General features: G+C 28.5%; 18 protein-coding genes. All 18 read left to right on the forward strand.

What is annotated here, in order from left to right:
• Positions 1 to 14: 14 nt before the first annotated feature.
• Positions 15 to 464, forward strand: coding sequence for a prepilin-type N-terminal cleavage/methylation domain-containing protein (locus FVE73_RS03000; protein ID WP_018499825.1), 450 nt, complete (start codon positions 15 to 17; stop codon positions 462 to 464).
• Positions 464 to 934, forward strand: coding sequence for a prepilin peptidase (locus tag FVE73_RS03005; protein ID WP_018499824.1), 471 nt, complete (start codon positions 464 to 466; stop codon positions 932 to 934). The genes FVE73_RS03000 and FVE73_RS03005 overlap by 1 nt, the downstream gene beginning before the upstream one ends.
• Before the next feature lie 4 nt (positions 935 to 938).
• The gene (locus FVE73_RS03010) at positions 939 to 1397 is read left to right on the forward strand and encodes a type IV pilus modification PilV family protein (RefSeq protein WP_018499823.1); all 459 of its coding nucleotides are present in this window, start codon (positions 939 to 941) and stop codon (positions 1395 to 1397) included.
• Positions 1398 to 1731: 334 nt separating this feature from the next.
• Positions 1732 to 2205, forward strand: coding sequence for a hypothetical protein (locus FVE73_RS03015; protein ID WP_018499822.1), 474 nt, complete (start codon positions 1732 to 1734; stop codon positions 2203 to 2205).
• Positions 2206 to 2296: 91 nt separating this feature from the next.
• A complete protein-coding gene (locus FVE73_RS03020) occupies positions 2297 to 2917 on the forward strand; it encodes a hypothetical protein (RefSeq protein ID WP_018499821.1) in 621 nt (206 codons plus the stop codon).
• A gap of 174 nt (positions 2918 to 3091) precedes the next feature.
• Positions 3092 to 4510 carry a cell division FtsX domain-containing protein gene (locus FVE73_RS03025; RefSeq protein WP_018499820.1) on the forward strand — a complete coding sequence of 473 codons (1419 nt, stop codon included), beginning with the start codon at positions 3092 to 3094 and terminating at the stop codon, positions 4508 to 4510.
• Between the two features lie 18 nt (positions 4511 to 4528).
• The gene (locus FVE73_RS03030) at positions 4529 to 5074 is read left to right on the forward strand and encodes a hypothetical protein (RefSeq protein ID WP_018499819.1); all 546 of its coding nucleotides are present in this window, start codon (positions 4529 to 4531) and stop codon (positions 5072 to 5074) included.
• A gap of 115 nt (positions 5075 to 5189) precedes the next feature.
• Complete coding sequence (locus FVE73_RS03035) at positions 5190 to 6413, forward strand: type II secretion system protein GspD (protein ID WP_018499818.1); 1224 nt, start codon at positions 5190 to 5192, stop codon at positions 6411 to 6413.
• Positions 6414 to 6566: 153 nt separating this feature from the next.
• Positions 6567 to 7568: a D-glycero-beta-D-manno-heptose-7-phosphate kinase gene (gene rfaE1, locus FVE73_RS03040; protein WP_018499817.1), complete on the forward strand. Its 1002-nt coding sequence runs from the start codon at positions 6567 to 6569 to the stop codon at positions 7566 to 7568.
• Positions 7569 to 7635: 67 nt separating this feature from the next.
• Complete coding sequence (locus FVE73_RS03045; protein ID WP_018499816.1) at positions 7636 to 8523, forward strand: ROK family protein; 888 nt, start codon at positions 7636 to 7638, stop codon at positions 8521 to 8523.
• A 40-nt stretch (positions 8524 to 8563) separates the two neighbouring features.
• Positions 8564 to 9607 (forward strand): type II secretion system F family protein, encoded by a 1044-nt coding sequence (locus FVE73_RS03050; protein WP_018499815.1) that lies wholly within the window; start codon positions 8564 to 8566, stop codon positions 9605 to 9607.
• 131 nt (positions 9608 to 9738) lie between these two features.
• Positions 9739 to 10383: an O-methyltransferase gene (locus FVE73_RS03055; protein WP_018499814.1), complete on the forward strand. Its 645-nt coding sequence runs from the start codon at positions 9739 to 9741 to the stop codon at positions 10381 to 10383.
• Between the two features lie 169 nt (positions 10384 to 10552).
• Positions 10553 to 11296 carry an endonuclease/exonuclease/phosphatase family protein gene (locus tag FVE73_RS03060; protein WP_018499813.1) on the forward strand — a complete coding sequence of 248 codons (744 nt, stop codon included), beginning with the start codon at positions 10553 to 10555 and terminating at the stop codon, positions 11294 to 11296.
• A gap of 363 nt (positions 11297 to 11659) precedes the next feature.
• Positions 11660 to 12709, forward strand: coding sequence for an N-acetyl-gamma-glutamyl-phosphate reductase (gene argC / locus FVE73_RS03065; RefSeq protein ID WP_018499811.1), 1050 nt, complete (start codon positions 11660 to 11662; stop codon positions 12707 to 12709).
• A gap of 113 nt (positions 12710 to 12822) precedes the next feature.
• Positions 12823 to 14043: a bifunctional glutamate N-acetyltransferase/amino-acid acetyltransferase ArgJ gene (gene argJ, locus FVE73_RS03070; RefSeq protein ID WP_018499810.1), complete on the forward strand. Its 1221-nt coding sequence runs from the start codon at positions 12823 to 12825 to the stop codon at positions 14041 to 14043.
• Positions 14044 to 14187: 144 nt separating this feature from the next.
• Positions 14188 to 15078: an acetylglutamate kinase gene (gene argB / locus FVE73_RS03075; RefSeq protein ID WP_018499809.1), complete on the forward strand. Its 891-nt coding sequence runs from the start codon at positions 14188 to 14190 to the stop codon at positions 15076 to 15078.
• Between the two features lie 115 nt (positions 15079 to 15193).
• Positions 15194 to 16381 (forward strand): aspartate aminotransferase family protein, encoded by a 1188-nt coding sequence (locus FVE73_RS03080; protein WP_018499808.1) that lies wholly within the window; start codon positions 15194 to 15196, stop codon positions 16379 to 16381.
• Positions 16382 to 16633: 252 nt separating this feature from the next.
• On the forward strand, positions 16634 to 17176 hold the full coding sequence (locus FVE73_RS03085) for a hypothetical protein (RefSeq protein ID WP_018499807.1): 543 nt from the start codon (positions 16634 to 16636) through the stop codon (positions 17174 to 17176).
• Positions 17177 to 17254 lie beyond the last annotated feature (78 nt).

A 17254-nucleotide genomic window follows, 5' to 3' on the forward strand; every position in this document is an offset into this window, starting at 1 on the left:
AGAGGTGGGTAGTTGTGAATAAGGATATGAAAAATGTGAAAAACAAAATTGAAAAGACGAAAAGAAAGGAGGAAGATAAAGAGTTACGAGATCGTGAAAAGGGATTTACACTTGTGGAAGTGATTCTGGTAGTGGCAATTATTACAATAATATCAGCAATTGCTGTGCCTCAAGTGGGGAAATATTTGAATAAGGCTAATAGAAGTAAGGTTATTGGAGCAGTTGCAGAGCTTAATAATACTACAACTTCTTGGAGTATTGATCATGGAGGAAATTCACCTAAAAATTTGCAGGATATTTTGACAGAGCATGGAAATCTAAATAAACTTGGGATTGGACTGGATAGCAGCGGAAAATTTAAAATTGGAAATATTGAAGGAAATATAGTTTATCAGGATGGAGAGGTTTTTGCTAAAGTTGCTGCGGGAAGTAAGGCATTTGCGGGGGAAGAAATTAGAAAATAATGAAATTTGAAATAATAAATAGTATAATCGAAGTTGTTAAATATTGTATTTTTTTTAGAATAATTTGGGTTGATATAAAAAAGAGGATAATTCCTGAAGAGAGTGTTGTTATTTTAATTATTTTAGGATTAATAGCCGCAATTCAAAACGATAATTTAGAAAAGTATTATTTGGGAATTTGTGCCTATTCAATGCCAATGATAGTGCTTTATATTTTAGAAGATTATTTTAGAAAAACGTTGATAGGCTTTGGGGATGTGAAGCTAATGATGGGGATTGGTGGACTTTTGGAATATTTTGGAATAGAGAAAATATTGAATTTTTATATGATTTTGTATATTTTTTCAGGAGTTATTGCTTCTTTATTTTTATTTTTGAAAAAATGGAAGAAGTATGAATATATACCATTTGCACCATTTATTGTTGCAAGTTATATTATTTTTGAAATTTTAATAAATAAAAGTTGGTGAAAATATGGTAAAAAATAGGGGAGAAACGTTAATTGAAAGTCTTATTTCGATGTTTTTTGTTACAGTTGCTATCATTCCAATTGCAAATTTATTTTTGAAAACATTTCAGACAGATGTGAAAGTGGATGATTTGAATAAAAAAAATGTGAATATTGAAAATATGATTGAAATAATAAAGGCAAAAAAATATGAAGAAATACTGAATTTTAATGGGAAATATGAGATTTCAGAAGTGGATGATTTTTATAATAGATTTGCAGTTGAAAAAAAATATCAAATTTTAAAAAATTTGGAAGGGAGGAAGGATAAAAAAGGAAAAACACAAGAAGAGAAAATAAATGTGGAGATAAAAAGAACAGATGAGTATTTTATAAATGAGTCTGGAAAAAAGGAATATATTTTTGAAATAAAAGTTGATAAAATAAAGGATTATTATTTTCCTGATTTTGATAAAAATAGTTAATTATAAAAATAAAAGTTTAAAATTTTTGTATTAATTGGATTTTATAGATTTCTGTAAGTATCTAATACTATCCCCTGTTTAAAAAGCGAATATAATATCAGGTTTAATCTGCTAAAAAGATTTACAATGTATTTGTTATTCAAATGGGGTTTAGTATAAATACATTTAATAGATAAAAAGTGAAATCTTTAAAAATTAGTTAAATAGTATTTGTAGTAACAAGAAGTCAAGCTTCCTAAACGATAAATGGTAAAAATATGAAAATTAAAGTTGAAAAATGCTGTATTGATGAGATTATATAAACTTTTAAAAATGATAAAAATTAAGGAGGAAAATGATTGGAAAAATAAAAAGTAGAAAAGATGGATATTTGCTGGTAGAAATATTGATAAGTATGTCTATATTTTCTGTGCTCGTGTTTGTAATTTCTGTATTTTTAAAGCGGATAGTTATTGTGGAAAAGGCTAAGAAGAATAATCAGAAAATGTATGAGAAAATGTATTTTTCAATGGATAAGATTGTTTTGGATATAAAAAATAGGGATATTCGGAAATTTTCTTACGAGAAGGAAAATAATGATATTTTTATCAGGGAAAATTTGATAGTTTTTAAATTGAATGAAATTTTTTATAAAATTGAATATGAAAAAGGAAAACTTTTTGTTTCAGATGCTGAAAATTTAGGAAAATTTGGAAGTAAAGTGGAAATTGGAAAATTTGATGAAGCAAAGTTTGAAAAAGTGGGAGAATTGTTAATTATTCGATTGAAAGAAAATAAAAATGAAGATGTCAGAGTTGTAAAAATTTAATATGATTTCTATAAATAACGGATTTTTTTATCAAGAAGTTAAGTTTACGTTATCAAATAATGGTATTCAGTATAAATTGAGGTTTTGGGTAATGAAAAATAAATATTTTGATGAAATAAGAAATAAAAGATTGGATAGAGAAAAGTCAAATTTAAATAATAAAGGAGTAAAAAATAAAAAAAGAAATAAAGGGGCAAGTTTAGTTTATGTTTTAGTAATTTTATCAATAATTTCAGCATTTTCAATTAATTTTGTCTATTATGTGCAACAGAAGAAGGATATGATATTTTTAAAAAGCCATAAGGAAACTAAGATAGAAAAAAAGTTTTTGATTCAAAAGGAAAATCAAAATATAGAAAGAATCTTGAAAAATGGGATTAATTTTGATGGGAATTTGGTTTTATTAGAGAAAAAAGAGCGATATTTTGACAGTGTTTTGAAAAAAGATGGACAAAATGCTGAATTGAAAAACTTGATATTTTTAGGAAAAGATATTGAAAGTATTGGAAATTACAGGATTAAGTCTATAAGTGATGAAAGTGATAATGAATATTCGCTGCCGCTTGAGGAAAATAAGGTTTATGGTGAGTTAAAAGTTATTTTTGCAAGGAAAATTCTAGATGAAGAGATTTTGTTTTGTGAAAAAATTGTATTTAAGAGAGTAAGTCCGCTGGAAGTAGAGATGAGAGTTGTGGAATCAGAATTTTTATAAAATTATATTCGATAGTTTCAGATAAAATTATAGAATTTAAAAAATTATAAAATTAAAATAATAATAATGGAAAGGAGAAAATTTTCTTTTAAAAAAGTATAAAAAAACATTATATTGTTTAAAAATTTATGAATATATAAATATAATTAATAATTAAAATAGTAAAGGGGAGTGATGGAAGAAAAAATAAAAATATATATAAGAAGTAAAAATAAAATCTATATATTTTTTAATGATGAAATATATTTTTTTGAAAATCAGGAATTGGAAATGGCTTTGGAGTCGTTTTTTGAGGAAAATAATATTGAAAAAAATGTGAAATTGGCTGTGATTTTGCATTATTCATATTTTTTGTTTGATAATTTTGATAGAAATATGGAAGAAACTGGTAAAAGAGAAAATAATATTGAAGATTCGGAGAAAAAATCTCTAAAATTTGAAGATATTTCAGAAGTTTTTAAGAAAAAAATTAATTTTGTAAAAAGAAAAATGGTTATAAATCATTTGGAAAATCAGTTTTTAGATATTTATTTAGATAAAAGGGAAATTGTTAGGATAAAAAATTGCTTGAAAAAGTATTCGGCAGTAATTTCTGAATTGAAGATAGATTTTGAGGCTGTCTATAATTATTATAAAGATGGAAATTTTGAAACGAATCAGAATAAAAATTTTGAGAATAAAGAGAATTTTCAGAATGTAATTGGAGATGTTGAAGAGATTCAAGAAGTTGAAGTTTTTGAAAATAGAGATGTTGAAGAGGTTCAAGAAATAGAAATTCTTGAGAATAGAAAAATTAATAGAAATTTTGGTGAAATAAAGGAAATTGATATAAATGAAGAATTTTTGGAAAATAGTAATAATTTAGAGAATGAAAATGGTAAGATTGAAATTTTGCAGTTGGGAGAAGAAAATAGTCTTAGGATTTTAATTGAGGATGAGAAAATTGTTGAGGTTGAAAAAATTGAACTGAAAATTGAAGATGTGGACGATGTTGAAAATTTTGATTTTGGAGATATGGTAGTTGTTGGAGATGAAGAAAATGATGTAAAAGTTATATTTGCAGGAGAAGAACTTTCAAATAGTCTTGATTTTATAAAGAGAATGGCTATTTTTGATAAGGAAAGTGTAAAAAATATAAAAGTTTTGGATGTTGTTATTGCTGGAATTCTTATATTTGCATACTTCTTGATTTATAATTCGATTCCGCTTCAGAAAAAAACTGTGGAAAATGAAGTTATCCAGAGGGAGATAAAGTCGCTGGAAAAGGATTATTTGAAAAGAAAGGCTGAAGAAATTCCTGATTATTCAAAGGAACTTGCGACTCTTCGTGATATTGATGGCGGGATAAAAAGGCGGGAGTATTATTCAGTTATAAAATTTTTAATTGAAAATAGTAAGAATGGGATTGATTATACAAAAATTAATTATGAAAAGGCAAAATGGATTGTGCAGGGGGAAATGGAAAATTTTAACAATTTTGAGAGACTTGAGAATAATATTTTGAGAAGGTATCCAAATTCTGAATTGGGATATTTGAAGGATAATGACACGGCAACAGTTTTTGAATATGTGATTGAGCCATTTCAAAATTAAAAAAATAGGAAGAGAAAAATGATAAAATTAAATTTTAAGATGATAATATTTGTAGTTGGAATTGTTTTTATGCTGGTAAGTATTAATAAAAAGTATGGGAAATATAAGGAAATTTTGAATAATAGAAAAATTTTAATTGAAAATAAAAGAAATCTGGAAAATAAAATTGTGAATGTGGTGGAAAGTAAAAATGCCGAAAGAAGTAAAATTATGGGAGAATATAACGAAATAATGGCAATTACAGATAAATTGTCGTTTTTATCCATAAAAAATGAATCGGAATTTAAGAAGATGATTTATGTATTTTCACACGATAGCGGACTGAAAATGAAGGAAATTTCAAAGTCTGAAAATGTATGGGAAAGAAATGGGTATAGGCTTAAATATATTCATTTTACAGTATATGGAAGTTTGAATAATTTTGGAAAATTTGTTTATTTTGTGAATAAAAGCAGAAAATATATTGATACATCTAAAATGTTTATGGAACTTACGAGTGATGGATTTAAAATTTCGCTAGGGTTTATTGAAAAAGTTGAAAATAAAGGTAAAATTAGTATTTAGTAAGATTTTTATTATAAAAAAATGTAGGAATTAAATTAATGAAGAGGAACTATTTATTATTAAAAAATTAGAAAGAATAAAAAGATTAAAATTGAAAAAAGGGGGGATTACAATTTTGAAAGGAAAGAGAAGATTTAGGTTTATGACTGTTTTAGTTCTATTTTCTTATTTTTCAGGAAATAATATTTTTGGAGCAAAAGTGGCTGACTATGTTAATAAAAGTGATGTGGAAAGTGCTAAAAAGATATTTATTTATGAAGTTCCAAAAAAAGTGCAGACTGATAATAAAAAAAAGACAAATGATGGGAATAAAGCCAAAAATAATAGTAAGCAAGGCAGTAAAAATAGTCAGGATGGGCATAAAAATAATAATTCTGCTAATAAAAAGGAAGAAGATAAAAATAAAGGGAATAGTCAGAATCAAAGCCAAAATCAGGTACGGCAGACTGTAAAGGAAATAAAAAAGAAAACCGGAGAGATTGATTTGGAATATAGAAATGGTAAGGATATTACTGAAGCACTTAATGGTTTTTTTGGATTTGAAGTGATTGGGATTGATAATAAGATTATTTTTAGTGGAGATGAGAATAAAATTGAAGAGATGAAAAAGATTATAAAGTCGCTGGATAAGGAGAAGGAGCAGGTTATAATAAAGGGAACTATAATTGATACAAGTTCTAATTTATTTGAAAGGCTTGGAATTGATTGGAGCATAAATAGTGATAATGCAGGTGCGAATAAGGATAATTTGGTAGCAAAATTTTTGAATGGAGAAGTTTCGATTGCATCAATTTTTTCTAAAGGTGGGAAATTTTTAGGAATAGATTTTAATTTACTGAAGGAAAATGGGGATATAAGGATTGAGGCTATGCCGACACTTATGATTATGGAAAACGAAGAGGGAGAATTGAAGGTTACAGAAGAAGTGCTTGTTGGAGAAAAGAAAACTACGAAGAATGATACTGAATATGCAGAGCCGATTTTTTCCGAAGCTGGGATTGTTTTTAAAATAAATCCTGAAATTAGAAGAATTAACGGAGTGAAGAAAATTTTACTTAAAATTGATACAGAAATAAGTAATTTTAAATTGACTTCAAGTTATAATGCTTCTTCTGGTGCTAAACAGAAAAATCAGACTAAAACAACAATTACATTAAATAATGGTGGTTCAACTTTTATTGGAGGATTAAAACAGGATGTGAGCAGGGAAACAATAAGAAGAGTTCCCATTTTGTCAAAAATTCCTATAATTGGTCCATTGTTCAAATATCGAAGAAATAATAGGGAAGTACGAGATATTTATATTGAAATTGAAGCGATTATACAAGATAAAACTTAATGGATAAAATAATTTTTTTAATTTTTTCAATTCATATAAAAAATTTATAAATTATACTGGAAATTTCAGAAATATGTAGTATAATATTAAGTAAAGGCTAAAATTAAAAGTATAATTGTAAAATAATGAATTTGAGTTAAGGAAAGGAAAAAGATGGTTTCAATTCAAAGGATTGAAGAAATAATAAAAAAATTTAATAGTGTTAGAATAGCTGTTATCGGTGATATGATGCTAGATGAGTATTTGATTGGAAAAGTGAATAGAATTTCACCAGAAGCACCTGTTCCAATTGTGAATATAGAAAGGGAGAGATTTGTGCTTGGGGGAGCTTCAAATGTGGCAAATAATTTGACTTCGCTTAAAGGGAAAGTTTTTGTTTATGGAGTTATTGGAGATGATGCGAATGGAGAGAAGTTTGTTAGGGAGCTTGAGGATAAAAATATAAATTCTGATGGAATTGTGAAGGATGAGACACGTCCAACGATTATTAAAAGCAGAGTTTTATCTCAAGGACAGCAACTTCTGAGATTAGATTGGGAAAAGGATACTGATATTTTAGAAGATATTCAAAATCAGCTTTTGGAAAATTTTGAAAAAAATATTGAAAATATTGATGCAGTATTGCTTTCAGATTATAATAAAGGATTGCTTACAAAGCATTTGGCAAAGAATGTAATTGAAATAGCTAAAAAATATAGTAAAAGGGTAATGGTTGATCCAAAACCGCAAAATTTTAAAAATTATGTTGGAGCAACTTCAATGACTCCAAATAGAAAAGAAATTTTAGATTATTTTGGAATGAAAAAGTTTACAAGTGAAGAGCAGATTGCTGAAAAAATGGCACAGTTAAAAGATGAGCTTAAATTAGATAGTGTTGTGCTTACTCGAAGTGAAGAGGGAGTTTCGTTATTTAAGACTAAACATAAGAGAATACCAACTGTGGCACGGGAAGTTTATGATGTGACAGGAGCTGGAGACACCTTCATATCGACATTCTTACTTTCAATATGTGCTGGAGCGGATTTATATGAGGCTGGGGTAATTGCAAATATGGCATCTGGAATTGTAGTGGCAAAAATAGGAACGGCTACTGCAACACAAGATGAAATATTGGAATTTTACAAGGATAATGACAATATTTTGAAAAAAATATAAAAATTATTTATTATTATAAAGATGTTATAAAATAAAAAATATAAAAAAGAGAAAAGGAAGTGAAATTATGGCAGTTATTGCAGCAGTTGAAGCTGGAGGAACAAAATTTATATGTGGTTTAGGGACTGAAGATGGGGAAATTATTGACAGAGTAAGCATCCCAACTACAACACCTGAAGAAACTATGGCTCAAGTCATTGAATATTTTAAAGATAAGAAATTTGATGTAATGGGAGTTGGAAGTTTTGGACCGATTGATCCTGTAAAAGGTTCTAAAACTTATGGATATATTACAAAGACTCCAAAACCTTACTGGAGCGATTACAATTTAATTGGAGAATTGAAAAAATATTATGATGTTCCAATGGAATTTGATACAGATGTGAATGGTGCAGCACTTGCAGAAAGCTGGTGGGGTGCTGGAGAAAATCTTAAAAATGTTATGTACATTACAGTAGGAACTGGAATTGGAGCTGGGGCAGTTGTTGATGGGAAAATGCTTCAAGGATTGACTCATCCTGAAATGGGACATATATTTTTGAAAAGACATAAGGATGATAAATTTGAAGGAAGATGTCCTTTCCATAAAGACTGTATGGAAGGAATGGCAGCAGGTCCTGCGATAGAAGACAGATGGGGTAAAAAAGGATTTGACCTTGCTGATAGAGATGAAGTTTGGGATATGGAGGCATATTATTTGGCTCAGGCTGTAGTAAATTATATTTTGATTTTATCGCCTCAAAAAATAATTATGGGTGGAGGAGTTATGAAACAACAGCAACTGTTTCCATTAATTAGAAAATATGTCTTGGAATTTTTAAATGGATATGTACAAAAAGAGGAAATTTTGGAAAAAATTGATGAATATGTTGTTTATCCAGGACTTGGAGATGAAGCAGGATTTATTGGTGCTATTGCATTGGGGAAAATTGCGTTGGAAAATAGCAGAAAATAATAATTAATTTGTAATTAATCAAAAGGGGAGGATTAATTAAATGGTAGGTATTATAAAAAGTAAGGAAAGTGAACTTAGTGAAAAAGACTTATTATCATTTACGAAAAGTGTATATTATTTATTAAATGGTAAAATTTCGCTAATTGATACACTTGGAATTGTTTCACAGAATTATGATGGAGATTTAAGAAGTAAAATAATTCGTACAAAACAGCAAATTGAAAGAGGAGTTTCCCTTCATAGGGCATTTTCCAAAATTACTGCAAATAGAGAATTTATGGAAATGGTTAAAATTGGGGAAGAAACGGGAAATTTGGAAATAGTTTTTAAGAATTTGTATGAAAAGTATGAATTTAATCAGAAAATAAAAAAGGATATAAAAAATTTGAGCATCTATCCAGTAACAGTTATAATTACAGCATTAGTTATCGTATTTATACTATTAAAATTTGTTGTACCTAAATTTGTCTTAATTTATTCAGATATCGGGCAAGAATTACCGAAAGTTACAAAAATTGTTATAAATTTTAGTAAAATAGTTGATAAATATGGGATTATTTTTTTGATTATCATAGTTTTTTTATCTTTTTGTTTTAAAAAATGGAAAAGGCAAAATGAGAAAACTTTTGAGAAAAAAATTCTGGGAATAAAAATTATTGGAAAAATGTATAAAAATATTTGTATATTAAATTTTACAAGAAATATGTATTCGCTTACAGATGCCAATGTCCCATTAATCCAATCTTTAAAGATGTGTACAAATTCTAAAAGTTATGTTTTAAATGAGGAATTGAAAAAGATTATTTTGAAAATAGAAAAGGGTGAAAGTATTCAAAAATCGTTTAAAAATACAACTTTTTTTGATAATGAATACAGAAGTTTTCTGACAATTGGAGAGAAAACTGGAGAAATGAAAATATCATTTTTCAATCTGAATGAAATTTATTATGAAAAGGTTAGCGAAAAGATAAAATGGTTTTTGAAAATGTTTGAGCCACTTTCGATAATTTTTATCGGAGTAATTATTGGACTGATTGTATTTTCAGTTATGTTGCCAATTTTTAAAATGGGAGAAATGTTGTAAATATTAAAGTTAAGAAATTAAATTTGAGATTTTTGAATGTTTTTTCTTTTTGAAGTTGTAAAGTAACAGTAATGTTTATATAGCAATAATCTAAATTTTTACAAATAATTAAAATAAAAAAAGGATAAATTATGATAGAAAATTTTATAGAATCATCAAAGTATACACAAAATCTATTTAAAATTCAAAATGAAATTGTACAAAATATAAAGAATGAAAGTTTAGCGGGAAATGTGCCGATTATTACAGATGAAGTGCTGAATTATATGATTTTTACAGCTAGAAATATGAAAGCTGGAAATATTTTAGAAATTGGAACGGCAACAGGATACTCTGGGCTATTTTTGGCACGGGTTGCTAATGAAAATGGCGGCTTTTTGACAACGATGGAAATTGATGAAAAACGTTATGGAAAAGCTGTGGAAAATTTTAAGAAATTGGGATTGTTTGAGAAGAATAGAATGATTTTGGGTGATGCTTTGGAGGAAATTCCAAGGCTTGATAAGGATATAAAATATGATTTTATTTTTATTGATGCATCGAAGGGGCAATATTTGAAGTTTTTTGAGATGAGTTATGAACTTCTTAATGGAAATGGAATTATTTTTATTGATAATTTGATGTTTCGTGGATTTGTAGCAGTAAAAAAAGAAGAAATTCCAAAAAGGTATAAAACTATTGTAAAAAGATTAAAAGAATTTATAGAAAAGTTAAATAAAGAATATAATTTTGTGCTGCTGCCGTTTGGAGATGGAGTTGGGATAGTAAAAAAATAAATTTTGTTTGATCTGTTTGGCAACTGTAAATATGATTAGATTTATTGTTTGAGAAATTAAGGTTTCTTGTAAAAAATGAAAATATTAAGTTGCTGAATATATTTATTTGATGTTAAAACAGCTGAAACATAGAATTTTATGAAGAGGCAGGAAAGAGAAGTGAGAGAAGATGAAATTTCTTTTATATAATATTCGATATGGAACTGGAAAGTATTTGAATCAGCCATTTAAGCATATACGGGGATATCTGGGCCGTTCTGTAAAGCATATTTATCGGATTGGGAAATTTATTAACAGGTATAAGCCAGATATTGTGGGACTTGTGGAAGTAGATCTGGGATCATTTCGGATGTATAGCAGAAATCAGGCTACACTTCTTGGGAGAATTACGAGAAATAATAATGTTTATCAATATAAATATGAAGAAGATTCTAATTATATGAAATTTCCAATGGTAAGAAAACAAGGGAATGCTTTACTTTCTAAAAGTTCAATTATAAGGGAAGAATTTCATTATCTGGATATTGGAATGAAAAAATTGATTATTGAAGTGGAAACAAAGGATGTGATTGTGTTTCTTGTACATTTAGCACTTGGAGGGAAAACAAGACAAAAACAAATTGTGCAGCTTTATAATCTTGTGAAAAATTGTAAGAAGCCGGTTATTGTAGCTGGTGATTTTAACGTTTTTTGGGGTGAAGAGGAAATTGAGATGTTTTTGAAGGCTTCAAATTTAAAAAATATAAACACAAGAAAAGATCCAACTTTCCCAAGTTGGAATCCAAAGAGGGAACTTGATTTTATACTTTGTTCTGAAGAAATAAAAATTAATAATTATAAAGTGATACAAACTCAACTTTCAGATCATCTGCCAATATTAATTGATTTTGATATTGTTCATGTTCATTCATAAAAACTGAATCATTAATTTTATTAATGTAACTATAAAAAACTTATATATTTAACATATTGATTTTTTATAATTTTTTTGATAAAATAAATTTATCAAAAGATAAATAAAAAATAATTAGGAGGAAGTATTATGAAAATGATAAGAAGGATAAGGGATAACAGAATAGCTGCACAATTTAATTATAGCCCCTTGTCTAAGGTATATAATCATTTTTATAATGGATTTCTGTTTTAATAAAAATAATTCTTGCCAATGACTTTTGGGTTGTTGGCTCTTTATTTTTATATACAAGTATAATTTTATTTGGAGCCTGTTAAGAAGGCTCTTTTATTTTAAAAAAATATTTTAAGGAGATGATTTTATATGATAAAAGCTGGTATTATTGGAGCAACAGGATATGCTGGACAGCAGTTGGTTTGGATATTAAATAATCATAAGGAGGTAGAACTTGAATTTATTTCATCACATTCAAATACTGGGGAAGATATGGGAAATGTATATACAAATTATAAAAAATATTTTGAGAAAAAGTTAATTTCTCTGGAAGAAGCAAAAGAAAATTTTAAAAATATTGATGTGCTATTTTTAGCATTGCCACACGGATTATCAGAAAAATTGACAAAGAAAGCGCTTGAAAACAATGTAAAAGTCATAGATTTGGGAGCAGATTTTAGATTAGATGATTCAGAAATTTATGAAAAATGGTACAAGGTAAAACATAACTATCCAGAAATCAATAAAAATGCAGTTTATGGGCTTCCAGAATTTTATAAGGAAAAAATAAAAAATACGAAAGTTGTGGCTTCACCTGGATGTTATCCCACTTCTGCTATTTTAGGCGTGGCACCGTTATTAAAAAATGGACTTGTTGATACGAAAAAAATTATTGTTGATTCGAAGTCAGGAGTTTCGGGGGCTGGAAGAAGTGCTAAATTGGATTTGATTTATGCTGAAGTAAATGAAAATTTTAAGGCTTATAATGTTTTGAAACATAGACACACACCTGAAATAAAGCAAGAGATGGATAAATTAGCGAATGGGAATATTAATTTAGTATTTACTCCGCATTTGTTGCCGATAAATAGAGGAATTCTTTCGACAATTTATTTGGATGTGAAGGATGAATTTAAGGAAAGTTTGACGGAAGAAAAAATCTATGAAATTTATAATGAATTTTATAAAAATGAGTATTTTGTGAGAGTTACAAAAGATTTGCCAGAGATAAAAAATGTGAAAAATAGTAATATTTGCGAGATTGGGGTTCGATATGACGAGGAATTTGGAAACATCGTTGTCGTGTCGGCGATTGATAATTTGATAAAAGGCGCTGGTGGACAGGCGGTTCAGAGTATGAACATTTTATTTGGATTTGAGGAAAATGAAGGATTGGAATTTTTGTCGATGTATTTATAAAAATATTTTGTTAATAAGATTTTATTAATAGGATTTTACAGAAGAAAAGAAAGGAGCGTGTGATTTATAATTTTTAGAAAATAATTAAAAATTATTTATCATACAAAAGTTATATGAAAATAATAGAAAATGGTACGATTACTGATGTTAAAGGGATTAAAGCGACTGGAATATCGGCAAAATTGAAAAAAAGTGAAAAAAAAGATATGGCTTTGATTTATAGTGAGGAAAAGGCGGTTTCAGCTGCAGTTTTTACAAAAAATTTGGCAAAAGCTGCACCAATTATTTTGGATATCAAACATATAAAAAATGAGAATACACAGGCGATTGTGGTAAATAGTGGGAATGCAAATTCTTGCACGGGGGATACTGGACTTGCGAATGCTAAAAAGATGACTGAGCTAGTTGCGAATAAATTGGGACTTAAAGCTGAGGAAGTTTTGGTCCAGTCAACTGGGATTATTGGAGTTCAGCTTGATATGGAAAAAATTGAGAACGGGATTGAGAAAGTTGTGGAAAACTTATCAGAAAATGGCGGAATTGATGCGGCTACTGCGATTATGACTACTGACACCTTTGTTAAACAAATTTGCTTGGAAATTGAGATTGCTGGAAAAAAAGCTAAAGTGGCTGGAATGTGTAAAGGTTCTGGAATGATTCATCCGAATATGGCGACAATGCTTTCATTTACTGTAACTGATGTGAATATTGAAAAATCACTGTTGCAAAAAATGTTTTCTGAAATTGCTGATAACACTTTCAATATGATTTCAATCGATGGAGATACGAGCACAAACGATATGGCTTGTGTTTTAGCGAATGGACTTGCAGGGAATGAAAAAATTGTTGATGAAAATTCGGTTGGATATGATGAGTTTAAAAAGGCGTTATATAAAGTGAATGAAGAATTGGCTAAATTAATTGCGAAAGATGGAGAAGGTGCGACAAAATTGATTCAAGTTACAACAAATGGAGCGAAAACGCTGGAAGATGCGAAAAAAGTTTCAAAATCAGTTATCACTTCAAGTCTTTTCAAAGCGGCGGTTTTTGGTGGCGACCCAAATTGGGGAAGAATTTTGTGTGCGGTTGGATATTCAGAAGCTGATTTGATGATTGATAAGGTTAATATTTTCTTAAAAACTGGAAATGACATAGTTCAAGTTGCAAAAAATGGGATGGCACAGGATTTTGATGTTCCGAAAGCTGAGAAAATTTTGAAGGCTGAAACGGTTGAAATAATTATTGAATTAAATGATGGACAGTTTGAAGCGACTGCTTGGGGATGTGACTTGAGTTACGATTATGTGAAAATTAATGCGGAGTATCATACTTAATAATTTTTAAAATAAAATTTATGATTTTAAGAATTATTTGTTAGTAAACTTTTCAAGATAAATTTTGAAAAAAATTATTTTTAAAATTAAATTTTTGAAAAACTAAAAAATAAGAAAAATTTTAATAATGAAGAAAGGGAAAATATGATTTCAAATTTAGATAAAGCAAAAATTTTGGTAAAGGCGTTGCCATTTATAAAAAAATATCATAATAAAACGATTGTTATTAAATATGGTGGAAGTGCGATGGTTAATCCTGTTGCACGAGAACAGTTTATTCAAGATGTGGTTCTTATGAAATATGTTGGGATAAATCCTGTGATTGTGCATGGTGGAGGACCTGAGATAAATGAGATGTTGAATAAGATTGGAAAAGAGAGCAAATTTGTCGCAGGAAATCGTGTGACTGATGAGGAAACAATGGAAATTGTAGAAATGGTGCTTTCTGGGAAAGTTAATAAAGGAATTGTGTCAGATATTAATAAATATGGTGGAAAAGCTGTGGGCCTTAGCGGAAAAGACGGAAATATGGTATTTGTCGAGAAAAAGTTTGTTGAAGTTGATGGAGAAAAGGTTGATATTGGATTTGTCGGAGAGATTAAGGAAATTAATACGGAAGTTATAAAATTGTTGGAGTCGAATGATACGATTCCTGTGATTTCGTCAATTGGAGTTGACAAAAATGGTCAGACATACAATATTAATGCGGATTATGTGGCAGGTGCGATTGCTGGGAAATTACAAGCTGATAGACTGATATTTTTGACAGATGTCGATGGAATTTTGCTTGACTACAACAATAAACAAACGCTTATTGATGAAATTGACGTGGAAAAAGTGAACGATTTAATCGAGCGTGGAATTATCAGTGGTGGAATGTTGCCAAAAGTTACAACTTGCTTGAATGCAATTGAAAATGGTGTGGAAAATGTTGTTATTCTAAATGGTAAATTGGAACATTCTGTGATTCTTGAGTTGTTTACAGTTGAAGGAGCTGGAACACTGATTAAGAAAGATGCAAATTTAGAGGATTAAAATTATTTGAAAAAGGAAAATGTCTGAAACATAAAAATATTTTGTAAAGATTTTGAAGTTAAACATTAGAAGATTATCGAATATTTTCTAAAAAAATTAAGAAAGAAGTGATTTAATGTTATTAAATGTATATAGCCGTTATAATAAAATTTTTGAAAAAGGAAAAGGAACATATATTTACGATAATGAAGGGAATGAATATTTAGATTTTGTGTCGGGAATTTCAGTAAATTGCTTGGGACACGCAAGTCCTGTGATTACAAAGGCTTTAACGGAGCAAAGTCAAAAATTGGTGCATATTTCTAATTTGTATTACAGTCAGCCACAATTGGATTTGGCGAATAAACTTACTGAAAATAGTGAAATGGAAAGCGTATTTTTTACAAATAGTGGAACTGAAGCGATTGAGTTGGCTTTGAAAATTGCTCGAAAATATGGGAATAATTTGTCGTACGATGAAAATGGAAACAAAATTGCTGATAAAACAGAAATAATATATATGAAAAATTCGTTTCACGGAAGAAGTACTGGAGCGTTGGCAGTTACTGGTCAGCCGAAATATCAAAAACCGTTTGAACCGTTGATGAAAAATGTTACTGAATGTAATTTTAATGATGTTAAAGATTTAAAAGCTAAAGTAAGTGAAAAAACTGCTGCCATTATTTTGGAGCCAATTCAGGGAGAAAGCGGACTTGAGAGTGCTACTCCTGAATTTATGGAAGCTATAAAAGAATTGAGCAAAAAATATGATACACTTGTGATTTTTGATGAAATTCAATGTGGAATGGGAAGAACTGGAAAACTATTCGCATATGAAAACTTTAATTTAGTGCCAGATATAGTTACAATCGCAAAATCACTTGGTGGCGGAGTTCCGATTGGAGCTTGTCTGACAAAAGGGAAAGCAAATGATGTGCTGGTTCCTGGCGACCACGGTTCAACTTATGGTGGAAATCCTTTGGTTTGTGCCGTTGCAAATGCTGTTTTACACGAATTAATTGACAACAAATTAATTGAAAAAAATGTTGTGGAAAAAGGTCAGTATTCTGTGGAAAAATTGGAAAAATTAAAGGAAAAATTTGATTTTATCGAAGAAATTCGTGGAAAAGGACTTCTTTTGGGAATAAAATTTGATGAGAAAAAAGTTTTGGCAAAAGATGTTGTTTTAAAAACATTAGAAAATGGGTTGTTGCTAGTCGGAGCTGGAAATAATGTTGTGAGATTTTTTCCGCCGTTTAATGTGACAGATGGGGAAATTGACAAAGCTATTTCGATTTTGGAAAAAGTTTTGAAAACATTTTAATTAATTTTAGAAATTTTTGATAACTCAATTTTTGATTTTGTTATGATTCAAGTTCCATTTTTTTATAATATTGTTGCATTAAATTTTTAATTTTTAAAACAATAGTAATTTCTGAATGATTCTATTTCAAAAGACAAAAGTTTTCGAAAAAATTTCTTCTTATAATTGCAAATTATAATTGTAAATTAAAAATTATTAAGGTAAAATTATACTGAAAGAACGAAAAAATTTAGATTTAAAGGGGAGATTTTGATGAAAACTTTTAGAAAAATTTCAATACTTTTTCTTTTGGTAAGTTTGATGAATTTTGGTGCGTCGAATATTGAAGGAAAAATTGCTCAGATTAGGAAGGATTTCGCAAGTACTAATGCTGTGAAAAATTATGTTATTAAGGAAGTTGAAGATTTAGAGCAAAGTACAGATGGCGGCGTTGTGAAGTATTATTTTCAAAATGGAATTGTTAAAAAAATTGTGGCTGAACATTTTGGGGAAAGTTGGAATAGTTTGACAGAATATTATGTAAAAAATGGAAAAGTTTATTTTATTTTTGAGAAGACTGAAAAATATAATGTACCATACTACGTGGATTCTAAATGGTATAAAGAAAATGAGCTAAAAAATGGAGAAATTTTTGATAAAAGAAAATCGAAATTTTCTGAAAAACGATACTATTTTGATGAAAATGAGAAATTGATTCGATATGTTGGTGAGAATAAAAAGATTGTTGAGAATGGACAAAAATTGAAGGAAATTGAGAAAGATATATTGAATGAATATTATAGAATAAAAAATTAATATATAGTTATAAATAAAAATTGGCAAAATTAAATAATAGCAAGGGACAGAATCTCTTGTTGTGATATGATAAAAAAT

This window comes from Leptotrichia wadei, assembly GCF_007990545.2.
Lineage (GTDB): Bacteria > Fusobacteriota > Fusobacteriia > Fusobacteriales > Leptotrichiaceae > Leptotrichia > Leptotrichia wadei.